Raw genomic sequence first — 24,229 nt, forward strand, 5'->3', positions numbered from 1 at the left:
GACTTCGGACATTCGTGCACTCGCCTTTGAAAACTGACACCAGCCCGGCGGAGTGCACGGTGCTTTGTTCGCCGCCGCGTACCGCCCGCTGGCGTTGTCCTTGATGACCAGCGACGCCACGAAGGACACCCCATGGGAGACCGCGAGGAAGCAGAGGAGAGCCGCTGCCTGCCGGCCGGGGCTGGGCGGCGCCCAGGCCGGTCGGCGTTTGACGCCTTCTTCAGTTTTCACGTGCACGGGTCAACACTGGCCAATGGCGCCGCGCCCGTCAAACTTCGCAGGTCGTGGCGCCCGCCCCCGGGGGAAGCCTAAGATCATTCAACCAACCGCTGAAACTACATAGAGGTCCCCGTCGATGAACCCTTCCGCCAAGGATCTGGCTTCCCTTCTTCCGCCCGGCTTCACCCTGGGCGTGGCTACGTCGGCCTTCCAGATCGAAGGTGCGCTCGATGAAGACGGCCGCGGCCCCTCTGGATGGGACGTCTTCGCCGCGAAACCGGGTTCGATCGTGGAGGATCACAGCCCGGCCGTCTCCTGCGACCACTACCACCGGATGCCAGAGGACGTGGCACTGATGAAGGACCTGGGAATCGATTCGTACCGGTTTTCGTTGTCCTGGTCCAGGATCCAGCCCGGCGGCAGCGGGCCCGTGAACCCCGCCGGACTAGACTTCTACGACCGGCTGATCGACCTGTTGCTCGCCAACGGTATTTCCCCCATGGCCACGCTCTACCACTGGGACACCCCGTTGCCCCTGGAGGAGGCCGGCGGCTGGATGAACCGGGAGACGGCCTACCGGCTGGGGGACTTCGCCGCCATCGCCGCGGCTGCCTTCGGGGACCGCGTCTCCCGCTGGGTGACCGTCAATGAGCCCGCCACTGTGACCACCAACGGCTACGCCCTGGGCATGCATGCGCCCGGCGAGGCACTCATGCTCAAGGCGCTCCCCAGCGCGCACCACCAGTTGCTGGGCCACGGCCTGGCGCTCCAGGCGCTGCGTGCCGCCAAGGTGAAGGGCGAAATCGGCATCACCAACGTGTACTCACCGATGGTCCCGGCCACCGCCAACCCGCTGGACGCGGTCAGCGCCGGGCTCATGGATGTGGCGCAGAACCGGCTCTACGCCGATCCCGTGCTGCTCGGCAAATACCCGGATCTCATTCGGGCCGCCACGTTCTTTTCGTCGTCTTTCAGCCCCTCCAGCGAAGACATGGAGTTGATCTCCCAGCCCCTGGATTTCTATGGCCTGAACTATTACATGCCCACCCGCGTCGGGGCGGGTCCGGGCGAAGGGGCCGTGCCGCCCGGCATGGCCGAGGCCATGGGGGATGACCTCAGCGGGACACCCGGTGCGCCCTTGCACATCGCGCCGTTCCCGGACACCGAGACCACGGCCTACGGCTGGCCGGTGAAGCCCGACTACATGTCGGTCGCCCTGGCTGAGATGGCCGAGCGCTACCCGGATCTGCCCCCGGTCTACATCACCGAGGGCGGGGCCAGTTTCGAGGACGTGGTGGTCCAGTGTGTCGGGGCGGACCGCCGGATGGTTCCGGATGAACGGCGCCTGCGTTACCTCGCGGACCACATCGGCACGGCCCTGGAAGCGACCCGTCCTGGCGGTGCGGCCGAGGCCGTGGACCTTCGCGGCTACTATGTGTGGTCCTTCATGGATAACTTCGAGTGGTCCGCCGGCTACAAGCAGCCGTTCGGTCTGGTGCACGTCGATTTCGACACCCAGGTCCGCACGCCGAAGGCCTCCTACTACTGGCTTCAGGAGGTACTGGCGGCCCGGAACTCGGCCTCCGCCGCGCTGCCCAACGCCGGAAAGCAGGACGCCGACGCCCGTGAGCCCCGACCGGCGGCCTGACCCGACAAAGGCAGACTCAACTTAGAGCAGATCCAGGTCTTGCAGGCCCTTGGCCAGTCCGGCGCCGTCGGGCGAGTAGAGCCACGGGACGGATGATTCCGAGTGGTCTCCGGTGTCGGAGTGGCCACCGGCCAAGACGGCCTCGCTGGTCGAGAGCTGCCGGATGCCGATCGCGGCGACCTGGTCTGCATGCTCCTGGGCGAAGCCGGAGTAAATCTCTTCATCGTGCTGGCCGTTGTCGCCGAACAGCAGCCAGCGCATGTTCGGGAATTCCTGGGCCAGCAACTCAAGGTTCCGCCGTTTGTGTTCCTGGCCGCTGCGGAACCAGCGGTCGTGGGTCAGTCCCCAGTCCGTGAGCAGCAGCGCGCCCGACGGATAGAGGTTCCGGGCCATGAAGCGGGCCAGGGTGGGCGCTGCGTTCCACGGACCGGTGGACAGGTAGATCACCGGCGCCTCCGGGTGCTCCACCTTGAGCCGATCCATCAGGACGGCCATGCCCGGTGTCGCCATCCGGGCGCGTTCGTTCAGGACGAAGGTGTTCCAGAGCGCCAGGAAAGGCCGGGGGAGGGCCGTGACCATGATGGTGTCGTCAATGTCCGAGACAATACCCAGCTTGGTGTCCGGGGAGATCACAAAAATCTTGGCCTCGACCGGTTCAGTTCCTTCGGCCCGCAGCACGGCCGTATGCCAGCCCGGGGTCAACGCCACGTGAACCAGGGCGTCCACCAGGCCGCCGCGGTCCGCATGCACGCGAGTGGTGACGCCGCCGATCTGGATCTCCACCTCGGTGAACTGGACCGGGACACTCGTGAAGGCGCGCCAGCCGCGGATGTTCTGGTTCCCGTTCCGGGCCAGCCGCTCCGCCTTGCTGCCCGGCACGGGCCTGCTGGTGAGAACCACGCGGCCCAGTACCCTGACCCAATCTGTCGAGCCGTAGCCCTGATAGGCGACGGTCTGCGGCATGAACTTCCAGCGCCGGGCCGTCTTGAGGCGAACCCCATTGACGGTGTCCGACACCCAGTGGGCGAGCCGGAAGGCCCTGTTGCCGGACACGGGCAGCTGCTGCGCTGGTTGCGACGCCAATTCCATGCCTCCACTCTCCCACAGTGCCGGGCTCCGGCAGCGCCGGCGGGGTCCCGGGAGGGGGCGCCTGCGGCGCCGGATTACCAGGGCGGCGGCTCATCCAGCAGCCGGCGCAGTGCGGTGGCGTTGCGGACGGCGTTGCCGCCGCCGTCGTTGTTGAAATACGCGTAGACGTCCTTCCCGCTGGCCTGCCACTCGCGGATCCGGTCCGCCCACCAGCGCAGGTCGTCATCGGAATAGGACCCGCCGTACAGGACGTCGTGGTCCGGGCCGTGCAGCCGGATGTAGACGAACGGCGCGGTCGCGCGCAGGACGCACGGGAGCCCGGCGCCGCTCATGATGCAGTAGGCCGCGCCGTGACGTTCCAGCAGGGCGTACACAGCGTCGTCGTCCCAGCTTGGGTGGCGGAACTCCACACAGACCCGGATCCACCCGGGGAGTGCCGCCAGGAAGTAGTCCAGCCGGGCGTCATCCCGCGCTAGGCCCGGGGGCAGCTGGACGAGCAGCACGGCTCTCTTGTCGCCGAGTTCGTGCCAGCACCGGGTGATCCGGTCCACCCAGACCTCCGGGGCGTAAAGCTTCTTGGCGTGCGTCAGGCCGCGGGGTGCCTTGACGGACAAGGCGAAACCCTCGGGCAGCCGGCGGCACCAACTGGCGAACGAGTGCTCCCTGGGCCAGCGGTAGAAGCTGGCGTTCAATTCGACGGTGTCGAAGCGGGCCGCGTAGTGTGCCAGCCTGTCCCGGGCCGGCAGCCCCGGCGGATAGAGGACCTCTTCCCAGTGGTCATAGCTCCAGCCTGACGTGCCGATCCGTACAGCGCCTGCCTGTCCGGCGCCTGTGTGGCCAGGGCCGTCGTGCCAAGATCCTGCGTGCTCTTCCATGCCCGGTCCCTTTCTCCCAACGATGGATCCTAGTCCTCCGGGCCTCCCGTGTGCCTGCTCCCGTGTGCCGGGTGGGACGGCGGTGTGGCACTGTAAGTGTCATGGCACGCATCGAAGATTACGCAATGGTCGGGGATCTGCACACCGCGGCCCTGATCAGCACCGAAGGTTCCATCGACTGGCTGTGCCTGCCACGCTTCGACTCGCCAGCCTGTTTCAGCGCGCTCCTCGATACCCCCGGGGCCGGCCGGTGGCTGCTGGCGCCGGCAGGCGGCGGCGAATGCACGCGCCGCCGCTACCGCAAGGGCACGCTGATCCTGGAAACCGAGTGGGACTTGCCCGAGGGCAAGGTCCGGATCATTGACTTCATGCCACCCCGCGACGAAGTGGCGGATATCGTGCGGATCGTGGTCGGGGTCCGCGGCACGGTGCGGATGCGCGGCGAGCTGGCGCTCCGGTTCGACTACGGCCATATTGTGCCGTGGGTCCGCCACGACGAGCGCGGAATCCACGCCATCGCCGGGCCCGACGCCGCTTATCTGGTGACCGAGGCGCCCCTGCGCGGCGAGCGGATGCACACCGTCAGCGACTTCACGGTCGCGGCCGGTGACCGTGTGCCGTTCGTGCTGACATGGAGCCCCAGCCACCTCCGCCGGCCGCGCTCCGTGGACCCGGAAGCGGTCTTGGCGTCGACCGAGGAGTTCTGGCTTCGCTGGTCGGCGAAGTGTACGGTGACCGGGCCGCACCGTGACGCGGTCCAGCGCTCGCTGATCACGCTCAAAGCCTTGACCTTCGCCCCCACCGGCGGGATCGTGGCCGCCGTCACGACGTCCTTGCCGGAGGAGATCGGCGGCACCCGGAACTGGGACTATCGCTTCTGCTGGCTGCGCGACGCCACCCTTACCTTGCAGGCGCTGCTGGCCGCGGGCTACACGGAGGAGGCCGGCGCGTGGCGCGACTGGCTGCTCCGCGCCGTCGCCGGGGACCCGGCGGATCTGCAGATCATGTACGGCCTCCACGGCGAACGCCGGCTGCCGGAGCTCGAATTGCCGTGGCTGAAGGGCTATGAAAATTCTGCCCCGGTGCGTACCGGGAACGGCGCGGCCGGCCAGCTGCAGCTCGATGTCTGGGGCGAGGTGCTCGATTGCCTGTCCCTGACTCGGAACTCACTTCTCAAACACACCGACGACGCCTGGGACGTCCAGGTGGCCCTCATGGAACATCTCGAAACGGCCTGGAGCCAGCCAGATAACGGGTTGTGGGAAATGCGCGGCCCGCAGCGCCACTTCACCCACTCCAAGGTGATGGCATGGGTGGCGGCGGACCGCATGGTCAAGGGGGTCCGGGACTTCGGCCTGATTGGACCGGCGGACCGTTGGGAGGAGCTGCGTGACACCATCCACGCCGAGGTCATGGCCAACGGGTTCGACGCCGAACGGAACACGTTCGTGCAGTCCTATGGGCGGCCCGAGCTGGACGCGAGCCTCCTGCTGCTGCCCCGGGTGGGGTTTCTCCCGCCGGATGATCCGCGCATCATCGGAACCATCGACGCCGTCCAGCGCGAGTTGACGCATGACGGCTTCCTGCGCCGCTACCTGCCGGCGCAGAGCGATGACGGGCTTCCCGGCGAGGAAGGGGTGTTCCTGGCGTGTTCCTTCTGGCTGGTGGAGGCCATGATCGGGGCGGGGCGGCGGCACGAGGCCGGGGAACTGTTCGAGCGCCTGCTGGCGCTGCGCAACGACGTCGGGCTCCTCAGCGAGGAGTGGGCCGTCGAGGCCGGCCGGCAACTCGGCAACACACCGCAGGCCTTTAGCCACTTCGCCCTTGTGATGAGCGCGTTGGAACTGCATGAAGATGGCGTCCGCCGCAGCGACACCCCGCTACCTGCCGGCGCGGGCGGGATGCCTCCTCCCCGGCCCGGCCGACCGCCCCGCCCGCGCCCCGCCCCGCCCCGGTAATGCGCGCCCGCCAAGACTGCCCGTAACGTGTCCCCGTGACCGCGTCCTGGCCGCCGGCGGCCACCGGTGGGGAGCGGCGGGACCTTCAGCATTTTCCCTCGACCATTAAGTAAGTACACTTACTAAGATCCCGGCGGGGGATACGAGGGAACAAGGAGTGTGCAATGGCGGGATATTTTGAGCTCGTGGACGCGCCCGACGGCGGCTACCGCATTCGGATGATGAACGGGGCAGGAGAACTGATGGCGGTCTCGGTAACGTTTCCCACCAAGAAAGCGGCCGTTGCCGGCGTCGCCCAGGCAAGGGAGATCGCCGGAACCGGCCTGATCAGGGACCGCAGCGCCGATGGACGGACCGCCATGCCCGGCTCGTCCGCCCGGGTGATCAGGGGACGCCGCGGCGGTGCCGGGCGATCGAACTCCGCCCTTGGGGGCTCATTGGTGGCGGGCAAGAGGGCGCAGGCCCGCCGCTGACCCTCCGGGCGCCCGTTGCCCCCTCCCGAGATGACAGTTCGCGGCGGTCCGGGCGCGCAACACTGCCGTGATGTGCCGTCTCGGCGGTACGCTGGCGGGGCAGCCGCGCAACCGTCGAGGAGGACCCCATGAGCCAGCACCACACCCCCGGAAGGGTGGCCGTCGTCACCGGAGCCGGTTCCGGTATCGGCCGTGCGGTGGCCCGGCTCATGCTGGCCGAGGGGTACCGAGTGGTCCTGGCGGGGCGGCGGGAAGAGCAGCTTCTTGAGACCGCGGCCGGCCACCGCCAGGCGCTCGCGCTCCCGTGCGATGTCACCGTCCCCGCCGAGGTCGAGCGGCTCTTCGCCGCGGCGCTGGGGCAGTGGGAACGGGTTGACGTGCTCTTCAACAATGCTGGCGTGTTCGGCCCCGCCGCCTCGGTGGACGAGATCACCATGGAGGACTGGGACGCGACCGTAGCCGTGAACCTCACAGGAGCCCTCCTCTGCGCCGCGGCCGCCGTCCGGGCCATGAAGGCCCAGTCGCCCCAGGGCGGAAGGATCATCAACAACGGTTCGATCGCGGCGCATTCGCCCCGGCCGCGGACGGTGGCCTACACGGTGACCAAGCACGCGATCACGGGGCTGACCAAAAGCATTGACCTGGACGGGCGCGGGTTCGGCATCACCTGCGGACAAATCGACATCGGCAACGCGGCAACGGATCTCATGGACGAGATCGGCATCGGCTCCGGGACGGTCCAGGCAGACGGCAGCCTGCGGGCCGAGCCGACATTTGCGGTGCAGGACGCCGCCCGGGCCGTGCTGCTCATGGCCGGGATGCCGGCGTCGGCCAACGTGGGATCCCTCGTGGTCACGGCTGCGGGCATGCCGTTCATCGGGCGCGGCTGAGGCCCCGGCCCGGTTCGTGGTGCCCGGTTAGAGGGGCAGGAGGGCGGACAGGTCCGCGCGGAGTCCCGAGGCCGCAACCTGGCCGGCCGCGACGGCGTCTGCCCAGCTCAACCGCCCGCTGACCATCGCCAGCCAGGTGGCGGCGTCGCACTCGATGACATTCGGCGGGGTGCCCCGTGTGTGCCGCGGGCCCTCCACGCACTGCGTGACGCCGAACGGCGGGACGCGCACCTCCACGGAGTTGCCAGGCGCCCGCGCGCTGACTTCCTCCAGGGAGTAGCGCACTGCCGTCGCGATCGTGGTGCGCGGGACGGCGCTGGTTCCTTCGGGGCCGGGTGCCGCCGGGTTGGCGTCCTGCCATGCGGTGAGCGCCGCGCGGCCCTCGTCCACGGCGATTCGACGGCGCGATACAGCCACTTTCCTGCCTCCAGCCTGGCGAAGTCACGGCCGCCGCTCGGCGGCCTCAGTCCAGCCTATGCCACCGGCCGCGGCGGTCCGGAAGCCGGAGTCGTCCGTCGCCCGGAAGAGGTGGGGCTCCTAGTCCAGCAGTGCCGCGACGGCCCGCCCGAGCCGGATCTTGCCCACGGGGCGTCCCCCGCCCAGGACGGGGTCCACCACCTTGTCCAGGACGCTGGACACCTCGGGGATTTCGACGGCGCCGGAGGCCGCGAGGAGCGTCAGCCCGACCAGTGTGGTGGCCCGGATGTTGCCGTCGAGCATCTTGATGGCAACCGAGACGCCCTGGCGGGTGGCCATGACCAGCACGCCCTCGGCGCCGATCTTGGCCAGGATGCCGAGTTCGTCCATGACGATCGTGTTGGCCTGTCCGCGCCCCTGGACGGCCCACGGGTAGTCCAGCATGGACGTGGCAATCGTGGCGGCCCGCGCGTTCGAATTCTTGTCGGCCGGAGCCTTGGCCAGCTTCGAGTAGGCCCGGGCCAGCCCCGTCAGGGAGACGGCAGCAACCGGCGCGCCGCAGCCGTCGATGCCCAGGTGGGTGATGTGTTCGCCGCAGTACTCCTCGATCACGGAGCGGATGCGCTGCTGCAGCGGGTGGTTCGGTTCGAGGTAGCTGTGCTTGTCCCAGCCGTTCTCCGTGCACGCCCAAAGGAACGCGGCGTGCTTGCCCGAGCAGTTGAACGCAAGCCTGGACTTGCCGCGCTCAGTCTGGACGAGCCAGTTCCGGGCGGTCTCGTCCTGGGGCCAGTCGGCCGGGCACTGCAGCTGGTCTTCCTTGGCCCCGGCCGCCTTGAGCATGCCCTCGACCACATCCATGTGGTCCAGGGATCCGGTGTGGCTGCCGCACGCGATGGCCACCTGGGCGCCCCGCAGGGGCACCCCGGACTGCATCGACGCGAGGGCCTGCAACGGTTTGAGCGTGGACCGGGCAAAGATGGGGGCGTTCACATCGCCGAGCTCGATCACGACGGTTCCATCCGCGGCCAGCACAACAGCCGAACCGATGTGGCGGGACTCCACGAAGCCGCTGCGTTCGATGACTGCCAGTTCGACGGCGGAGTCGACTGTGAAGGTTGCATGCGGGTTCAAAGCCATGCAGCAAGTCTATGGTGCCCGGTGCGGTTACCCCGGTTACTCCACGGTCACCATGACTGACTGCCAGCCGGAGGCGCCGTCCGGGACCGGATCCGCCCGCTTGTCCGTCTGGACCTCGCCGGTGCCATCCGTGGCGCGGACCTTGAGGTAGTGCGGGCCCGGCGTGGCATCCCAGTCGAGGGACCACTGCCGCCAGGTGATGAGGGATGCCTCGTCGGAGAGCACCGCCTCGGTCCAGGGGCCGCTGTCGATCTGCACCTCGACCTTGGTGATCCCGCGGGTCTGGGCCCACGCGGTACCGCCGATTGCGACCTTTCCGGCGGGGACCTTGGCGAAGGACTTGGGCACCTCCACGCGCGCCATGGTCTTGATCGGGCCGCGTTCGGACCATCCACGCTGGGTCCAGTACGCCTTGCTGTCGGCGAACCGGGTCACCTCGAGATCCACTACCCACTTCGTGGCGGAGACGAAGCCGTACAGCCCGGGAACCACCATCCGCACCGGGTAGCCGTGTTCGAGCGGGAGGGCCTCGCCGTTCATGCCGATCGCCAGCATGGCGTCGCGGTCGTCCTGGAGGACCTCCAGCGGCGTGGAGGCGCTGAAGCCGTCAATCGAGGTGGAAAGCACCATGTCCGCGCCCTGCTTGGGGCGGGCCAGCTTCAGGACGTCGCGGATGGGCATGCCCAGCCATTTGGCGTTGCCGGCCAGGTTGCCGCCGACCGGGTTGGACACACAGGTCAGGGACACATGGGATTCGATGAGCTGGGCGTCGAGGAGGTCCTGGAAGGTGAGCCGGACCTCCTGTTCCACCAGGCCGTGGATGCGCAGTTCCCAGTCCTGGGCGTTGATCTCCGGCACACTGAGGGCCGTGTCGACCCGGTAAAAGTCCTTGTTCGGGGTCAGCCACGGCGTGACGCCAGGCGCCTTGGACTGGACACCGGCCGGGACCGCGGCGGCGGCCTTGGCGGGTGCGGGCAGCTGCAGCGATTCGCGGGCCGCGGCCACGTTGCTGCGGGCTGCGCTCAGCAGGCGCCCGCCGGTGGCGGCCACCGCCGAGGCGGCCGCGGTGATCCCCGCGGCGGCGAAGAACGCGCGCCGCGTGGTCGCCGGGCGGTCCGGTTCCTTCGCGGCGACGTCGGCCGCCCGGTCCGGCCATTCCTGCATCCGCCACAGCCGGATGATCAGGAGCCGGAGCACCACCAGCCCTGCCACGGTGCCGATCAGGGAAGGAATGGCATCCACCGGCTTGACGCTGGCCCGGGTCACCACACTGCCGACGATCACGGCGCCCATCAGCACCACACCGGCCACACCCAGGGCCCACTTCCGGTACGCCGCGATGCCGAGCACGCACGCGAGCAGCAGGATCGTGACAGCCATCCCGACGAACAGCGCGGCCTTGTCGTTGGTGCCGAACGTTTCGACGGCGAAGTTCTTCATCCACAGCGGCGTGAAGTCGATGAACGTCGATCCCAGCGCAATCAGGGGCGTCGCCCGTGTGGTGAAGAACGCCCCGATCAGTTCCGCGACGGACAGGACGACGGCGGCGGCGGCCACCCCGGCCACCGCGGCCAGGGCTGTGGCGCCGCGGGACCGCTGGCTGGGCTTCATGCTGGGCTTGTTCATACAGGCCATTCGTAGCCGCGCGGCCGGCGGATTGTCTGGCGAGTGGACATGCTCACTGGCCCTCGGGGGACATGCCCAGCCCCGGGAGCCAAGCATGGACATGCTCGCGGACCCCAAGGGGACATGCCCAGCCCTGGGACCCAGGGATGGACATGGTGGCATTGTGTCCAGTGGCCGAGGCCGGGCCTGGGCATGTCCCGCGGTTTCCCCGGCGCCCGGGCGTGCCTCGCCGCGAAGATTGAGCATGTCCAGCGGCCGACACAGCTTAGGAGCCTGCGGGGTGCACCACGTACCCTTGGAGACTGTGAAGGTACTTGTCATCGGCCCCGGCGGCCGCGAACACGCCATTGTCCGATCCTTGCTTGCAGACCCCAACGTTTCCGAGGTCCACGCGGCCCCGGGCAATGCCGGCATCAGCGCGCTGGTCCCCACATATGCGATCGACGCGAACGATCCCGACGCCGTCGCCGCGCTGGCCCTCAAACTCACCGTAGACCTGGTGGTGGTCGGCCCGGAGGCGCCCCTCGCCGCCGGTGTGTCCGACGCCGTCCGGACCGCCGGCATCCCCGTCTTCGGCCCCGGCAAGGCCGCGGCCCAGCTGGAGGCGTCCAAGGCCTTCGCCAAGGAAGTCATGGCCGAGGCCGGCGTCCCCACCGCCATGGCCCGGGTGGCCGGCACCGCCGAGGAAGCCGCCGACGCGCTCGACACCTTCGGCGCCCCCTACGTCGTCAAGGACGACGGGCTCGCCGCAGGCAAGGGCGTCGTCGTCACCAACAACCGGGACGAGGCCCTCGCACACGCCCAGAGCTGCTTCGACGCCGGCGGCACGGTCGTGATCGAGGAGTTCCTCGACGGGCCCGAGGTTTCCGTGTTCGTCCTCTGCGACGGCAGCAACACCGTGGCCCTGTCCCCGGCGCAGGACTTCAAACGCATCTTCGACAACGACGAAGGCCCCAACACCGGCGGCATGGGCGCCTACACACCGCTGGAATGGGCCCCCGAAGGCCTCGTCCAGGAAGTGATCGACCGCGTCGCCCAGCCCACGGTCAACCAGATGGCCCACCGCGGCACCCCGTTCGTCGGTGTCCTCTTCGTCGGCCTCGCCCTGACCTCGCGCGGCACGCGGGTCATCGAATTCAACGTCCGGTTTGGCGATCCGGAAACCCAGGCCGTCCTCGCCCGGCTCAAGACGCCCCTCGGCGGGCTGCTCATGGCCGCCGCCAAGGGCGAACTGGACAAGGTGCAGCCGCTGCGCTGGTCCAAGGACACGGCGGTCGCCGTCGTCGTCGCCGCAGAGAACTACCCCGGCACCCCGCGCACCGGCGACCGCATCCGCGGCCTGAAGAAGGTCGACGCTTTGGACGGCGTCCACGTGATCCACGCCGGTACCAAGCTCGACGGCGCCGGCAAGGTCGTGTCCGCCGGCGGCCGCGTCCTGGCCGTTGTGGCGCTGGGCACGGACCTCGTGGAGGCCCGGGAGCGGGCGTACGACGGCGTCGAGCTCGTCCAGCTGGACGGCAGCCAGTTCCGCACCGACATCGGCGGCAAGGCCGCCCGCGGGCAAATCCGCGTAGCGGCGCCGGGAACCCCGGCCGCGTCGAAAGCGAAGGCGTGAACGTGACAGAACCCGCGGCCCGGACGCCCGACACCACGCCCGAGACCACGCCCAAGGGCGGACTGGACACCGCCACGCTGGACCTGCCCGGCTGGCGGCACGTCTACTCCGGCAAAGTCCGCGACCTCTACGTCCCCGCGGACCCGGCCTTCACCGAACGCTTCGGCCAGGACTGCGTCCTGGTGGTGGCCAGCGACCGCATCAGCGCCTACGACCACGTCCTGGCCAGCGAGATTCCGGACAAGGGCCGCATCCTGACCCAGTTGAGCCTGTGGTGGTTCGAACAGCTCGGCGTCGCCCACCACGTCCTCGCGTCCACGGCCGACGACGGTGTTCCCGCCGCCGTCGAGGGCCGGGCAATGATCTGCAAGAAACTGGACATGTTCCCGGTCGAATGCATCGCGCGCGGCTACCTCACCGGCTCGGGGCTTCTGGAGTACCGCGCGTCGGGCACGGTGTGCAGCATCCCGCTGCCCACCGGCCTCGTTGACGGATCGCGGCTGCAGGAAGCCATCTTCACGCCCTCGGCGAAGGCCGAAGTGGGCGAGCACGACGAGAACATCACCTACGACGCCGTCGTGGGCCTCGTGGGTGCAGACGTCGCGGCGGAGCTGAGCCGGCTGACCCTGGAGATCTACACCAAGGCCGAGGAAATCGCGCGCGGCCGTGGCATCATCCTGGCCGACACCAAGGTGGAGTTCGGCCTCGACGCTTCCACCGGCCTCATCACCCTGGGTGATGAGGTGCTGACCCCCGATTCGTCACGCTTCTGGGATGCGGCCACGTACCAGCCCGGGCAGGCCCAGCCGTCCTACGACAAGCAGTACGTGCGCGACTGGCTGACCTCGTCCGAATCGGGCTGGGACAAGGCCTCCGACACGCCCCCGCCCGTTCTTCCGGCCGACGTCGTGGCGCGCACGCGCAGCCGCTATGTGGAGGCCTACGAGAAGCTCACCGGCCGGACGTTCGCCTAGCCCGGCCGGGCCGGGCTAGGCTTCCGCGGAAGCAGCCTCGGCCCGCCGCTGGGCCAGCTTGATCTCGAGCACGGCGTCCAAGGCCTGCTGGACCCGGTCCGAGGCGCCCGCCGCGCTGAACTCCTTCTGGGCTTCCTCGAGGTACACCAGGGCCTCCGCGGACTCCCCGGCAGCTTTGAGGGCCTTGCCCAGCAGCAGGGAGACCTCGCCTGCCGTGTGCCGGGCCAGCGCCTCCCGCTCGGCGTGGATCTCGCGCAGCTTCTGGACGGCGGCCACGATGTCTCCGGTGAGGTAAAGCCAGCGGGCCCGGATGAAGGCCACTTCCAGCTGGTCCGTCTTGTTGCCGCCGACGATCGAGAGGGCCAGCTCGGCGCGTTCGATCGATGACAGGGTTTCGGGTTCGACGATCCCCGAGGAGAGGCGGACGGCGGCCGAGGCCTTGTTGAACCGGGCCCACAGGTCGATGTCATTGGCCGGGGACAGCAGGCGGCCCGCCCGCTCGTGGTATTTGATTCCCTCGGGGTAGTCGTGGCGCATGAAGGCCACGTTGCCGATCACCCAGGCCACTTCGCCGGCGAGCTGGGACATCGAGTGGTCGTCCATCTGGTCGTTCATGGCCTGGCAGTACTCCCAGGCCTCATCCAGGCGGCCGCTCTCGGCCAGGGCGCCGATGAGGGCGCGGAGGGCGCCGATGATCATGGTGGAGCCCTTGGGCAGCTCTGCGCAGAGCCGGACCGCTTCCTGCGCATGCTCGACGGCGGCGGCGAGCTGGCCCTGGCCCTGCGAGGCGGCGGCGAGCATCTGTTCGGCCCGGACGCCGAGTCCGGCCGATTCCGCGGCCATCGGGTGCTCCAGGAGATTCTGGACCACGTCCTTGCACTCCTGCCAGAGGCCCTGCTTGATCAGGCATTCGGCCTGCATGTAGGTCATGTTCCACCAGGCGCTGGTGTTCTTGGCCTCAAGGGCGATCCTGGCGGCGGTGGCGGCGTGGGTGGCGGCCACGGGATAGTCCCGGAGGTCCCAGGCCTGCCGGGCATACAGCCCGGCGAGCACGTATTCGGCGTCGCTGACGGACACCGGCTGGCTCCAGGCCTCGAGTGCCTTGGGGGCCAGTTCGAGCCGGTGGGCAAGCTCTTCGATGACATCGGCCGTCGGCTCGCGGCGTCCGGTTTCCAGCAAAGAGATGTAACTGGGGGAGTACAGGTCGCGGCCCAGCTCCGCCTGCGTCAGGCCCCGTTCGAGCCGTTCCGCGCGGAGCTTCTCCCCAAATCCGTTCCCCACGGATACCTCCTAATTCCGGACATTCTTTGTACTAAATGCTTGACAGTCTCTGTAGAAACCATTTTACAATGTGTGTCAACAAGGGTAGTGCTGACTTGGTTAAGGACCCCAACCCATATTGAGGAACTCTATGTTGAAGAAGATTGCAGCCGGCGCCGTTTTGGCGGGCGCACTGGCATTCTCCGCCGCGGCCCCGGCCGTGCTGTCCGCTGCTTCACTTACCGATGTCTCCAACGTTGCCGCCGTCGGCAACTGGCCCGACCCCATGCGCGCCGCCCAGGCGGTGGGCAACTGGCCCGACCCCATGACCCACTCGCTGAACGTCGGCAACTGGCCCGACCCGATGTAACAGGTCCGACGCAACAGCCCCGGGAGATTTCTCCCGGGGCTGTTGCGTGTCCGGGCGGCGTCCCCGCGCCCGGAGGATCACCGGCGCTGGAACAGTACGTTGGAAAACACTAAATGGTGCAGGAAACGCAAAAGAGGACCCTCCGCGTGAAGGGCCCTCTTTTGTCTTTGGTCGGGATGACAGGATTTGAACCTGCGACCTCGTCGTCCCGAACGACGCGCGCTACCAAGCTGCGCCACATCCCGATCCGCTGCTTCAAAAGCAACTTCACAAGAGTATCCGATCAAGGCCCCGGATGTGAAATCGGGCGGGGGTGAGGGGCCGCGCCCGTCGTCCTGGCCCGGGGCGGACTGGTCTCACCACGAGCTGTTCAGACCAGCGAGTCTTTCCAGGCGCCGTGGAGCCGGGCGAAGGCACCGCCGTCGCCGATCAGCTGCGCCGGGGTGCCGTCTTCGACGACGCGTCCGTCGTGCACCACCAGGACCCGGTCTGCCGTCTCCACGGTGGAGAGTCGGTGGGCAATGATCAGCGCTGTCCGCCCGGCTGCGGGGGCAGCGTCCGGGCCGGAGGCCGCGTCTGCGGCGGGCAGCCCGCCGGCCGCGTCCCGGGTGCCGCCCTCCCGCGTCCCGGTCTCGCGGGTGCCGGTCTCGCGGGTGCCGGTCTCGCGGGTGCCGGTCTCGCGCGTGCCGGTCTCGCGGGTGCCGGTCTCGCGCGTGCCGCGCAGGAGCCCCGCGAGGCCCTGCTGGACCATGCGCTCCGACGGGATGTCCAGCGAGGACGTTGCCTCGTCCAGGATCAGGACGGCCGGGCGGGCCAGGAAGGCCCGGGCGAAGCTGATCAACTGGCGCTGTCCGGCGGAGACGCGGCCGCCGCGCTTGTTGACGTCGGTGTCGTAGCCGTCCGGAAGTTCCATGATGAAGGCGTGCGCCCCCACTGCCCGTGCCGCATCCTCGATCTCCTCGCGCGAGGCCTCGGGCCGGCCCAGCGCGATGTTGTCCGCCACGGAACCGCTGAACAGGAAGGCCTCCTGGGTGACCATGACAACGTTCCGGCGCAGGTCCTCGGTGGTGAGCTGGCGCAAGTCCACGCCGTCGAGAGTCAGGGACCCGGCGGAGACGTCGTAGAAGCGGGCGATCAGCTTCGCGAGGGTGGACTTGCCGGCGCCGGTCTGCCCGACCAGCGCGACCGTCTGGCCGGCGGGGATGTGCAGGTCCAGCCGCGGAATGACGACCGGGCCGTCGCCGTAACGGAATTCGACGCCGTTGAAGTCGATGCTGCCCTGCGCGTGGGGCAGGGCAGCGGGTGTCTTCGGCGGCCGCACGGTGGGGATCTCCTCGAGCAGGCCCGAGACCTTTTCCAGGGCAGCCTGGGCGCTTTGGAAGGAGTTATAGAACATCGCCATCTGGTCCACCGGCTGGAAGAAACGCTTGGTGGACAGGATCAGGGCCAGGAGTACGCCGACCTCGAGGCCGCCGCTGAGGACCCGGAAACCGCCCGTGAGCAGCACGAGGGCCACGCACACGTTCCCGATCAGGACCAGCCCGGGCTGGAAGATGCCGTTGAGGTTGATGGAGCGGACGGTCGCGCGCCGGTAGTCCTCCGACAGTTCGGCGTAGCGCGCGGCATTTTCGCGTTCCTTCCGGAACGCCTTCACGGCCCGGATGCCGGTCATGGTCTCCACGAAGTGCACGATCAGCCGGGCCGAGACCACCCGGGATTCGCGGAAGGCGATCTGTGAGTGCTTCTGGTACCAGCGGGCCAGGAAATACATCGGCACACCCGCGGCCAGCACCAGCACCCCGGTGCGCCAGTCCAGGGCGAACACCGTCACGGCCGTAAACGCCATGAACAGCATTCCCGAGGCCAGCGAGCTCACGCCGGAATCCAGCAGTTCGCGCAGGGCCTCCAGATCCGAGGTCTGCCGGGCGATGATGCGGCCGGAGGTGTATTTCTCATGGAATTCCAGGCTCAGCCGCTGCGTGTGGCGGAAGACCCGGACGCGGAGGTCCAGCAGCATCGCCTGGCTGAGCCGCGCCGTCCAGGTCACGTACAGGGCCGTCAGGCCGGCCGCCACGACGGCCGCGGCAAGGTAGGCGACGCCGGCGAACACCAGGGGAAGGCTGTCGCCGGCGCGCACGGCCGGCAGGGCGTGGTCGATCCCGAAGGCTATCAGCGCCGGCCCGGCCACGCGGGCGGCCTGGGACAGGACGACGGCGCCGATCGTCAGCCAGAAACGGGCCCGGACGGGGCGGATCAGGGACCCCAGAAGGGTCAGGGAGCGCCGCCGGACGGCCTTGCTCTCGTTCCTGCTGAGGTGCGCGTTGTCCTCATTGGCGGTGCCGAACGATGCGCTGCTCATCGGGAAATCTCCTCGGACTGGTCCTCGAGGGCGGACAATTCTGAATCCAGGTCCCGCGGTTCCGCGTCCAGGCTGGCGATCACGTAGCGGTAGTGGCTGTTCTGGGCGAGCAGTTCCGCGTGCGTTCCGACGGCGGCGATCCGGCCGTCCTCGAGCAGGGCCACCCGGTCCGCCAGTGCCACCGTGGAGGGCCGGTGGGCCACGATCAGCGTGGTGGTGTCCGCGAGGACCTGGCGCAGCCGTGCCTCGACGAGTACCTCGGTGTTCACGTCCAGCGCCGAGAGCGGGTCGTCCAGGACCAGCACGGCCGGTTTCGCGGCGATGGCGCGGGCCAGGGCGATGCGCTGGCGCTGGCCGCCGGAGAGGCTGAGGCCCTCCTCGCCGATCAGGGTATCCACGCCGTGCGGCAGGGAATAGGCGAAGTGGGCCTGGGCCACGTCGAGGGCTTCCTCCAGGGCCGCGTCACGGCCTTCCGCCGACCCGGGATCGGGTGCACCGAGCAGGACATTGTCCCGGACGGAGCTCGAGAACAAGGTGGTGTCTTCGAACGCCACGGCGACCGCGGTGCGCAGATCCTCCACGCCGAATTCACGCAGGTCCACGCCGTCGATGGTGATGGAGCCGCCGGTGACGTCGTAGAGGCGGGGGACCAGTTGCAGCAGCGCGCTCTTGCCGCCGCCTGTGATGCCCACGAGGGCCATGGTTTCGCCGGGCCGGATGTCCAGGGTGATGTTCTTGAGGATCGGCTTGTCCGGGGCGTCCTCGAACGCGAACGAGGCATTGCGGAAGCTGAGGGCACCCTTGAGGCCGGCCGGCCGGCGGGGCTGGTCCGGGCTGGTGATCGTGTTCTGCGCGTCCATGACCTCGAAGTGCCGGTCCACCGCGGACTTCGCGGTTAGGGCCATCGCCAGCAGCATGCCGCAGAACTCGACCGGCGCGGCAACCACGGCGGCGGTGGCGAAGAAGGCCACGAGGGACCCGATGGAGAGCTGATCCGTGGATGCCAGCAGGATGCCGACGACGAGGCCGACGCCGAGCGCGAGTTCGGGCAGGAGCGTCACCACCAGGCTGAAAGTGGCCAGGTGTTTGGCCTTGGCGATCTCCGTCTGCCGGAGTTCCTCGGCTTGTTCGTTGAAGTTCTCCAGCGCCTCGCGGCTGCGGCCGAAGGCCTTCAGGACGCGGATGCCGTGGACGGATTCCTCGACCGTCGTGGCGAGGTCCCCGGCCTGGTCCTGGCTGCGGCGGGCTACCTTGCTGAACCGGGTGCGGAAGCGGAAACCGTAGATCATGATGGGCACGGCGGCGGCCAGGAAGATCAGGGCCAGCTGCCAGCTCATGGAGAACATCACCACGACGCCGATCACCACGGTGAGCGTGGTGACCACCAGCATGATGGCGCCGAAGGCCATCCAGCGGCGCAGGAAGTTCAGGTCCGTCATGGCCCGGGAGAGCAGCTGCCCGGAGCCCCAGCGGTCATGGAAGGAGACCGTTAGGCCCTGAAGGTGTCCGTAGAGGGAGACCCGCATCCGGGTCTCGACGGTGGTGGCCGGATTGATGACGAACTGCCGGCGCAGGGCCACGAGGCCCGCCTCGGCGATGCCGAGGGCCAGGATGAGGAGCGAGGCGCCCCAGACAGCGTCCGCGCTGCCGCCGGGCTTCAGGGATTCGTTGACCAGCACGCGAAGCACCTGGGGGATGGCCAGCGCCATGACACTGGCCAGCAGTGCGCAGAGCAGGCCCATGACCAGCCGGGGCAGGATTGGCCTGACGTGCGGGTAGAGACGGCTGATGGAGGTGAAGAATGAACTCTGCTTGGCCATGCCTGCTTCTTAAGACGCCCGTGCATAGATAGCACCGTTGAATGTAGTTTCCTGTAGCAACTACCCTAGGTCATCGGGTGACCGGATTCACACGTTGTCCAGCGCTTCCAGCATCTCGCCCAGTCATTACGATCCGCAATGGGTCCCGCGTGGCGGGGCGGGTGCCCGCGGGACATGTCCAGTCTTGGCGCCGACCCTCGGAGGACATGTCCAGTCTTCGCCGCGGCGGATGGGCATTGTGGGTCTATGCCCAACGCTCGCGGCCTGCGGAGGGCATGTCCCGTGGGCGGGGGCGTGAGGGGAGGGCATGTCCACCCTTGAGGCCGCGGGCGGGGGCACGAGGGGAGGGCATGTCCACCCGTCAGGCCGGAGGGCGGGCAAGCTTGGATGCGGGCAGGGCTAGGCGCGGGAGGTCAGCGTGAGCAGGACGGCTTCGGGCCGGCAGGCGATGCGGACCGGAGCGAAGCGGGAGGTGCCGATGCCCCCCGAGACGTTCACCGGCGTCGTACTGCCGTTGCTTTCCCAGGCGTGCAGGCCCCGGGCCCGCCAAGAGGGAAGGTCACAGTTGGTGACAAGTGCCCCGTATCCCGGGACGCAGATCTGTCCGCCGTGGGTGTGGCCGGCCAGGAGGAGGTCGGCGCCGGCTTCGGTGAAGTGGTCGAGGACGCGCTGGTAGGGAGCGTGCGCCACGGCGATGCGAACATGCGGGTCGGCGTCCCGGCCCTTGGTGCCGCGCGGCCAGCCCGCGTACCGTTCGAGGCGCAGGTGGGGATCGTCGACGCCGGAGAAATCGAAGCGCATGCCCTTCAGCACCAGGGACTGGCACCGGTTGGTCAGTTCCACCCAGCCTGACATGCCGAACTCGGACCTCAGCCGGGGCCAGTCGAGTTTCTCCGGTTCTGGGCGCTGGGCCGAGGGGCCGCGCAAATATGAGGCGGGGTTCCTGAAGCTCGGGCCGAAGTAGTCGTTCGAGCCGGGGACAAACACGCCGGGGAATTCCAGTAGGGGACGCAGGGCCGCCACGAGAGGGTCAACGCCCTTGGCATGGCTGAGGTTATCGCCCGTATTCACCACGAGGTCGGGCCTCAACTCCGCCAGGGACGACAGCCACCGGGCCTTCCGGTGCTGGCCCGGCACGAAGTGGATGTCGGAGAGGTGCAGGATCCGGAACGGGCCGAACCCGGCCGGCAGGATGGGAAGAGTCTCCTCCCTGAGCACGAACTGGTTCTTCTCCCACAGCCCGTACCCGGCGGCGGCCGCCCCTGCCGCCGTCCCGATCGCGGCGGTCACGGCAAAGCCGCGTCCGATGCTTCGAACGCGGCTTGCCAGATGGTTCGCCCAGGTCATCGGCTACTTCTTGCCGGACGACTTCGTGGGTGCCGGCTTCGGGTCGGCGGACGGTTGCGTGGCCGGATTGGTGCTCTGTTCCTTCGGAGTGGTGCTCTGTTCCGTCGGGGTGGTGTCCTGAGGCGGTGCCACGGGCGCCGGACCGTACAGCATGTCCGACGGCGGAGCCGGGAACGGATCGGTGCCGTAGCCGGGCGCGACCTGGGCCATGTAGTTCGAGAACTGCGGACCGGCGATCATATAGCCGTCGATGCCCTTGTAAAAGTTGCCGTTGATCGTGACATTCTGCCCGGCGCGCTGCTGGTCGCCCAGGGGATCGCCAAACCACGTGGCCGTAGCCAGGCCCCTGGTGTAGCCGGCCACCCAGGTGGAGCTGTTGTTGTCGTTAGTTCCGGTCTTGGCCGCGATGGGGAAGGAGGTCCGGGTCGAAATCCGGGGCTGGATCAGCGAGCCCGAGCCGCGGTTGAGCACTTCCTGCATGGCGTACGCGACGCCGCGGGCCACCTCGGGCTTGATTGCGTCCCGGCAGTTGGGTGTCTGGGCCGGCAGCTGGGCCCCCGTCGCGTCCGTCACCGAATCGATGGCGATCGGTTCGCAGTACTTGCCGTCGTTGGCGAAGGTGGCGAACGCGCTGGCCATGGTCAGCGGGGCCGTCTGGGTGGCACCGATGAGGTTGGAAAGTCGGGTCATGTTCACTTGGGGGTGGGGATCGTTGGGCTGCGGCAGCCCGCCATGGATCCCGACGGAGTCGACGACCTTCTGGATCCCGCACAGGTCCAGCTGGGACGCGGACGCGAAGGTGATGGTGTTGATGGAGTTCGCCAGGCCGTCAAGGACGGACATGTACTTGTAGTGGTTCTCGTCGGCGTTCTGCAGGTCGTGGGTGCCGGCGGTGTCATCGTACGAGTCGGTCGTCGGTGTTGGGCAGGTGTTCCTCCACGGGAAGCCGGGAGAGTACCGCCGCACGGCGCCGTTGAGCCGCGTGTTCATCGACTTGCCCTCATTGAGCCACTCCGCGAACGTGAAGGGCTTCATCGTGGAGCCGGGCTGGAAGCCGCCGAGACCGTTGAGGTCATTGCCCTTGGCATCCTGGACGTCCACGTTGAAGTTCTGCACCTGGTTGAACTTGCCCGGCGCGGGAATGAAGACGGTGTTCTGCGCCATGGAGACGATTTTGCCCGATCCCGGCTGGACGGACACCAGGGACGCGCCCCACTTGTCCGGGTTTGCGCCGGCGGAACCGTCCACCTGGGCCTGGGCCACGGCCTGGGCCTTGGGGTCCAGGGTGGTCTTGATGGTCAGGCCTCCGCGGAAGATCTTCCGCTCACGCTCGGCAGCGTCAGCGCCGTAGGCCGGGTTGTTCAGCAGCAGGTGCACCACGTAGTCGCAGAAATACGGCGCCGTCTTCGAGTACGGGCAACCCTGCCGGGGCTGGGTGACCTTGGTCGTCACCGGCGTCGCGACCGCTGCGTCGTACTCGGCCTGCTTGATCTTGCCCTGGGTCAGCATCGCATGGAGCACGAGGTCGCGGCGGACCTTGGCGTTCTCCGGATTAGTGATCGGGTCATAGTACGAAGGGCTGTTCACGACGCCGGCCAGCAGGGCGGCCTGCGGCAGGGTCAGGTTCTTGGCCGTGGTGCTGAAGAAGAACTTGGAGGCGGCTTCAATGCCGTAGGCGTCACGGTTGAAGAACACGATGTTCAGGTAGCCCTCAAGGATCTGCTCCTTGGTGAACTTCTTCTCCAGCGCGATGGCCAGCTTCATTTCGCGGAGCTTGTCCCCGACGCCCTTGTTGACGCCGTTGAGGAGGACCTGGTCACCCTTGCCTTCGGCCTCCAGCGAGGAGTTGATGACGTTGTTGACGTACTGCTGCGTAATGGTGGACGCGCCCTGCTTGTTGCCGCGGGCGGTGCTCACCAGGGCGCGCAGGATGCCGGTGGTGTCCACGCCGCCGTGCTCGTAGAAGCGGCTGTCCTCGATGGCGATGATCGCGTTCTTGATGTTGGGGGACATCTGGTCCAGCGAGACGCGGGTGCGGTTTTCCGTATAGAGGTTGGCGATCACGCTGCCGTCGGCCGCCAGGATCGTGGTCGCCTGGCTGGGCGGATCGACCTTCAGCTCAGCGGGAAGGGTGTCAAAGAACTGGATCGACCCACTCGCCGCGCTGCCGGAAACGGCCGCCGCGGGGACCAGGAGGCCCGCCACGAGGACGCCACAAATGGCGCTCACGCCCAGGAAAAGAAGGATCTTTCCGAGGGTGGTGGCCGTGTCGAATAAAGGGTTCTTGCCAGTCGCCATGTTTTCCACTTTACCGGCAACGACTAGGCTTTATGTCATGACCAAATGGGAGTACGCCACGATTCCGCTCATTATCCATGCCACGAAGCAGATCCTGGACCAGTGGGGCGAGGACGGCTGGGAACTCGTCCAGGTTGTTCCTGGCCCGGACGGAAACGGCCTGGTTGCCTACCTGAAGCGGGAGAAGCAGTAGCCATGAGCACCCCCTCAGAAGCCATTCCGGCCACGCCGGCGGGCGCGCAAAACGCCTCGGAAAATACCGCCGCCGCGGCGAGCCACGCCACCGGCGCCGGCGTGGCGTCCGCCGTCGAACAGCGTCTGGCCGAACTGGGCCTGACGCTCCCCGACGTCGCGGCCCCGGTCGCGGCGTATGTTCCGGCCGTCATTTCCGGCAACCATGTCTACACCTCCGGGCAGCTGCCATTCATCAACGGCAAGCTCGAGGCCACCGGCAAGGTGTCCGCCGGCTCAGCGGGCGCCGCGGACGAGTCCACGGTGTCCCCGGAAGACGCAAAGGCCTACGCTGCCATCTGCGCCGTCAACGCCCTGGCTGCGGTCAAGAGTGTGATCGGCGACCTCGACCGCATCACGCGGATCGTTAAGGTTGTAGGGTTTGTTTCCTCCGACCCATCCTTTACCGGCCAGCCCGGTGTCATCAACGGCGCCTCGGAGCTGCTGGGCCAGGTCCTCGGCGACGCCGGCCAGCACGCACGTTCCGCCGTCGGAGTATCCGTCCTGCCGCTCGACTCGCCCGTCGAAGTCGAACTGATCGCCGAATTCGCCTAGAAGACCGGTCACTTCGTTGCCTCAGTTAACACGTCGCCTGTTCGTTCTGCCCCCCGATCTCGAGGGAGCAGCACGCAGCTGGATTGAACACGGTGAGCGGACGCCCCGCGCCCCCCGCCTGGCCTCCTCGGTGATCCTCCTGCGGGACTCGCCCACGGGCCTGGAAACCTGGCTTGGTTACCGGACGGGGTCCTCCCCGCTCGGTGTCCTCGCCTTCCCCGGCGGATCGTTGGATGCGTCCGACGACGACGCCGTCGGCTGGCTTGGCCCGTCGCCCCAGCACTGGGCCGAGCAGATGGGGACGTCCGACGTCGGGCTGGCGCGCCGCCACGTCGTCGGCGCGATCCGTGAGCTGTTTGAGGAGACCGGCATCCTGCTGGCCGGCCCCGACCTGTCCACCACGGTCGAGGTGACCTCCAGAGCAGACTGGATGCGCGCCCGGGAAGCCGTGGCGGAGCAGGAGAAATCGTTTACCGACTTGCTCGCCAAGCGCGGGCTCTCGCTGCGCACTGACCTGCTCAAGCCCCTGGTGAACTGGCTCAGCCCCGATTTTGCGCACCGCCGGTTCAACACCCGCTACTTCGCCGCCACCGTGCCCGTGAACCAGCAGCCCTCGCTGCTGGCGAGCAAGGGCGTGTGGGGCCGCTGGGTGTGCGTCCGGAAAGTCGTGAGCGAACGGGACGCCACCGTGCTCGGCGACGAGGTGGGCCAGGAGAACACCGTAGGCCGGACCCTGGGCGAACTCCTGGTGCCCGGCTCCGAGATCATGCTCGAGAAGATGGCCAAGGCCAACGGCTGCATCGCTTACCTCAGCTACAAGCGCAAGGCCCACGTCTACCAGCCGAAGCTCGTCGAGGAAGAGGGCCGGCTCATGCTCGAAGTTGAAGCCGCCAAGACGATTGCCGGTGAACCACAGCGGGAACGCTAGGTCCTTGGAACGCTGGTCGTGGGGACTCTGGGGTGGGGACTCTGGGGTGGGGACTCTGGGGTGGGGACATGCCCTTTCCTGGTCCGCACCGCTGGACATGTCCCTCGTTGCCCCGTGCCGGCCCGGGACATGCTCTTTCC

General features: G+C 68.2%; 20 protein-coding genes and 1 tRNA gene. 10 read left to right on the top strand and 11 right to left on the bottom strand.

Going from position 1 to position 24,229, the window contains the following annotated elements; translation table 11 throughout:
- Positions 1-355 precede the first annotated feature (355 nt).
- Complete coding sequence (locus BLQ10_RS03215; protein WP_091558321.1) at positions 356-1,867, top strand: GH1 family beta-glucosidase; 1,512 nt, start codon at positions 356-358, stop codon at positions 1,865-1,867.
- Positions 1,868-1,888: 21 nt separating this feature from the next.
- Here BLQ10_RS03215 and BLQ10_RS03220 read toward each other — a convergent pair whose 3' ends face one another.
- Both BLQ10_RS03220 and BLQ10_RS03225 read right to left on the bottom strand, forming a co-directional pair.
- Positions 1,889-2,956 (bottom strand): App1 family protein, encoded by a 1,068-nt coding sequence (locus BLQ10_RS03220; protein ID WP_091558324.1) that lies wholly within the window; start codon positions 2,954-2,956, stop codon positions 1,889-1,891.
- A 74-nt stretch (positions 2,957-3,030) separates the two neighbouring features.
- A complete protein-coding gene (locus tag BLQ10_RS03225) occupies positions 3,031-3,831 on the bottom strand; it encodes a DUF72 domain-containing protein (RefSeq protein ID WP_254785380.1) in 801 nt (266 codons plus the stop codon).
- Between the two features lie 101 nt (positions 3,832-3,932).
- Between BLQ10_RS03225 and BLQ10_RS03230 the strand changes: the two genes are divergently transcribed.
- The 3 genes from BLQ10_RS03230 (at position 3,933) to BLQ10_RS03240 (ending at position 7,152) form a co-directional block, all read left to right on the top strand.
- Complete coding sequence (locus BLQ10_RS03230; RefSeq protein ID WP_254785381.1) at positions 3,933-5,789, top strand: glycoside hydrolase family 15 protein; 1,857 nt, start codon at positions 3,933-3,935, stop codon at positions 5,787-5,789.
- Positions 5,790-5,953: 164 nt separating this feature from the next.
- Positions 5,954-6,262, top strand: coding sequence for a hypothetical protein (locus BLQ10_RS03235; RefSeq protein ID WP_091558325.1), 309 nt, complete (start codon positions 5,954-5,956; stop codon positions 6,260-6,262).
- A gap of 128 nt (positions 6,263-6,390) precedes the next feature.
- Positions 6,391-7,152, top strand: coding sequence for an SDR family oxidoreductase (locus tag BLQ10_RS03240; protein WP_091558328.1), 762 nt, complete (start codon positions 6,391-6,393; stop codon positions 7,150-7,152).
- A 27-nt stretch (positions 7,153-7,179) separates the two neighbouring features.
- Here the strand turns inward: BLQ10_RS03240 and BLQ10_RS03245 are convergent, their stop codons facing one another.
- The 3 genes from BLQ10_RS03245 to BLQ10_RS03255 form a co-directional block, all read right to left on the bottom strand.
- Positions 7,180-7,569: a sterol carrier family protein gene (locus BLQ10_RS03245; RefSeq protein ID WP_091558331.1), complete on the bottom strand. Its 390-nt coding sequence runs from the start codon at positions 7,567-7,569 to the stop codon at positions 7,180-7,182.
- 120 nt (positions 7,570-7,689) lie between these two features.
- The gene (locus tag BLQ10_RS03250; protein WP_091558333.1) at positions 7,690-8,706 is read right to left on the bottom strand and encodes an asparaginase; all 1,017 of its coding nucleotides are present in this window, start codon (positions 8,704-8,706) and stop codon (positions 7,690-7,692) included.
- A gap of 36 nt (positions 8,707-8,742) precedes the next feature.
- A complete protein-coding gene (locus BLQ10_RS03255) occupies positions 8,743-10,332 on the bottom strand; it encodes a molybdopterin-dependent oxidoreductase (protein ID WP_091558336.1) in 1,590 nt (529 codons plus the stop codon).
- Between the two features lie 304 nt (positions 10,333-10,636).
- On the opposite strand from BLQ10_RS03255, the gene purD reads away from it, so the two are divergent.
- Positions 10,637-11,947: a phosphoribosylamine--glycine ligase gene (gene purD / locus BLQ10_RS03260; protein WP_091558833.1), complete on the top strand. Its 1,311-nt coding sequence runs from the start codon at positions 10,637-10,639 to the stop codon at positions 11,945-11,947.
- Between the two features lie 62 nt (positions 11,948-12,009).
- Positions 12,010-12,921 (top strand): phosphoribosylaminoimidazolesuccinocarboxamide synthase, encoded by a 912-nt coding sequence (locus tag BLQ10_RS03265; RefSeq protein ID WP_175558466.1) that lies wholly within the window; start codon positions 12,010-12,012, stop codon positions 12,919-12,921.
- 15 nt (positions 12,922-12,936) lie between these two features.
- Here the strand turns inward: BLQ10_RS03265 and BLQ10_RS03270 are convergent, their stop codons facing one another.
- A complete protein-coding gene (locus tag BLQ10_RS03270) occupies positions 12,937-14,202 on the bottom strand; it encodes a helix-turn-helix domain-containing protein (RefSeq protein WP_091558341.1) in 1,266 nt (421 codons plus the stop codon).
- Positions 14,203-14,332: 130 nt separating this feature from the next.
- On the opposite strand from BLQ10_RS03270, the gene BLQ10_RS03275 reads away from it, so the two are divergent.
- Positions 14,333-14,551 (top strand): hypothetical protein, encoded by a 219-nt coding sequence (locus tag BLQ10_RS03275; RefSeq protein ID WP_091558343.1) that lies wholly within the window; start codon positions 14,333-14,335, stop codon positions 14,549-14,551.
- Positions 14,552-14,719: 168 nt separating this feature from the next.
- Here BLQ10_RS03275 and BLQ10_RS03280 read toward each other — a convergent pair.
- From BLQ10_RS03280 to BLQ10_RS03300, 5 genes are all read right to left on the bottom strand, one after another.
- Positions 14,720-14,796: transfer RNA gene (locus BLQ10_RS03280), tRNA-Pro, on the bottom strand.
- A gap of 125 nt (positions 14,797-14,921) precedes the next feature.
- On the bottom strand, positions 14,922-16,910 hold the full coding sequence (locus BLQ10_RS03285) for an ABC transporter ATP-binding protein (protein WP_091558346.1): 1,989 nt from the start codon (positions 16,908-16,910) through the stop codon (positions 14,922-14,924).
- Positions 16,907-18,730, bottom strand: a complete 1,824-nt coding sequence (locus BLQ10_RS03290) for an ABC transporter ATP-binding protein (protein WP_091558347.1) — start codon at positions 18,728-18,730, stop codon at positions 16,907-16,909. The genes BLQ10_RS03285 and BLQ10_RS03290 overlap by 4 nt, the downstream gene beginning before the upstream one ends.
- Positions 18,731-19,129: 399 nt before the next feature.
- Positions 19,130-20,077 (bottom strand): metallophosphoesterase, encoded by a 948-nt coding sequence (locus BLQ10_RS03295; RefSeq protein WP_091558350.1) that lies wholly within the window; start codon positions 20,075-20,077, stop codon positions 19,130-19,132.
- A gap of 3 nt (positions 20,078-20,080) precedes the next feature.
- The gene (locus tag BLQ10_RS03300; protein WP_091558352.1) at positions 20,081-22,375 is read right to left on the bottom strand and encodes a transglycosylase domain-containing protein; all 2,295 of its coding nucleotides are present in this window, start codon (positions 22,373-22,375) and stop codon (positions 20,081-20,083) included.
- A gap of 37 nt (positions 22,376-22,412) precedes the next feature.
- On the opposite strand from BLQ10_RS03300, the gene BLQ10_RS03305 reads away from it, so the two are divergent.
- Genes BLQ10_RS03305 through BLQ10_RS03315 form a run of 3 tightly spaced genes read left to right on the top strand, consistent with a single transcriptional unit; the run spans position 22,413 to position 24,089 of the window.
- Positions 22,413-22,568, top strand: coding sequence for a Sp36 family protein (locus BLQ10_RS03305; protein WP_009359196.1), 156 nt, complete (start codon positions 22,413-22,415; stop codon positions 22,566-22,568).
- Positions 22,569-22,570: 2 nt separating this feature from the next.
- Positions 22,571-23,161 carry a RidA family protein gene (locus BLQ10_RS03310; RefSeq protein WP_254785382.1) on the top strand — a complete coding sequence of 197 codons (591 nt, stop codon included), beginning with the start codon at positions 22,571-22,573 and terminating at the stop codon, positions 23,159-23,161.
- Positions 23,162-23,177: 16 nt separating this feature from the next.
- Complete coding sequence (locus BLQ10_RS03315) at positions 23,178-24,089, top strand: NUDIX hydrolase (protein ID WP_091558355.1); 912 nt, start codon at positions 23,178-23,180, stop codon at positions 24,087-24,089.
- Positions 24,090-24,229 lie beyond the last annotated feature (140 nt).

It is taken from the genome of Arthrobacter sp. ok362 (assembly GCF_900102785.1).
Classification (GTDB): Bacteria; Actinomycetota; Actinomycetes; order Actinomycetales; family Micrococcaceae; genus Arthrobacter.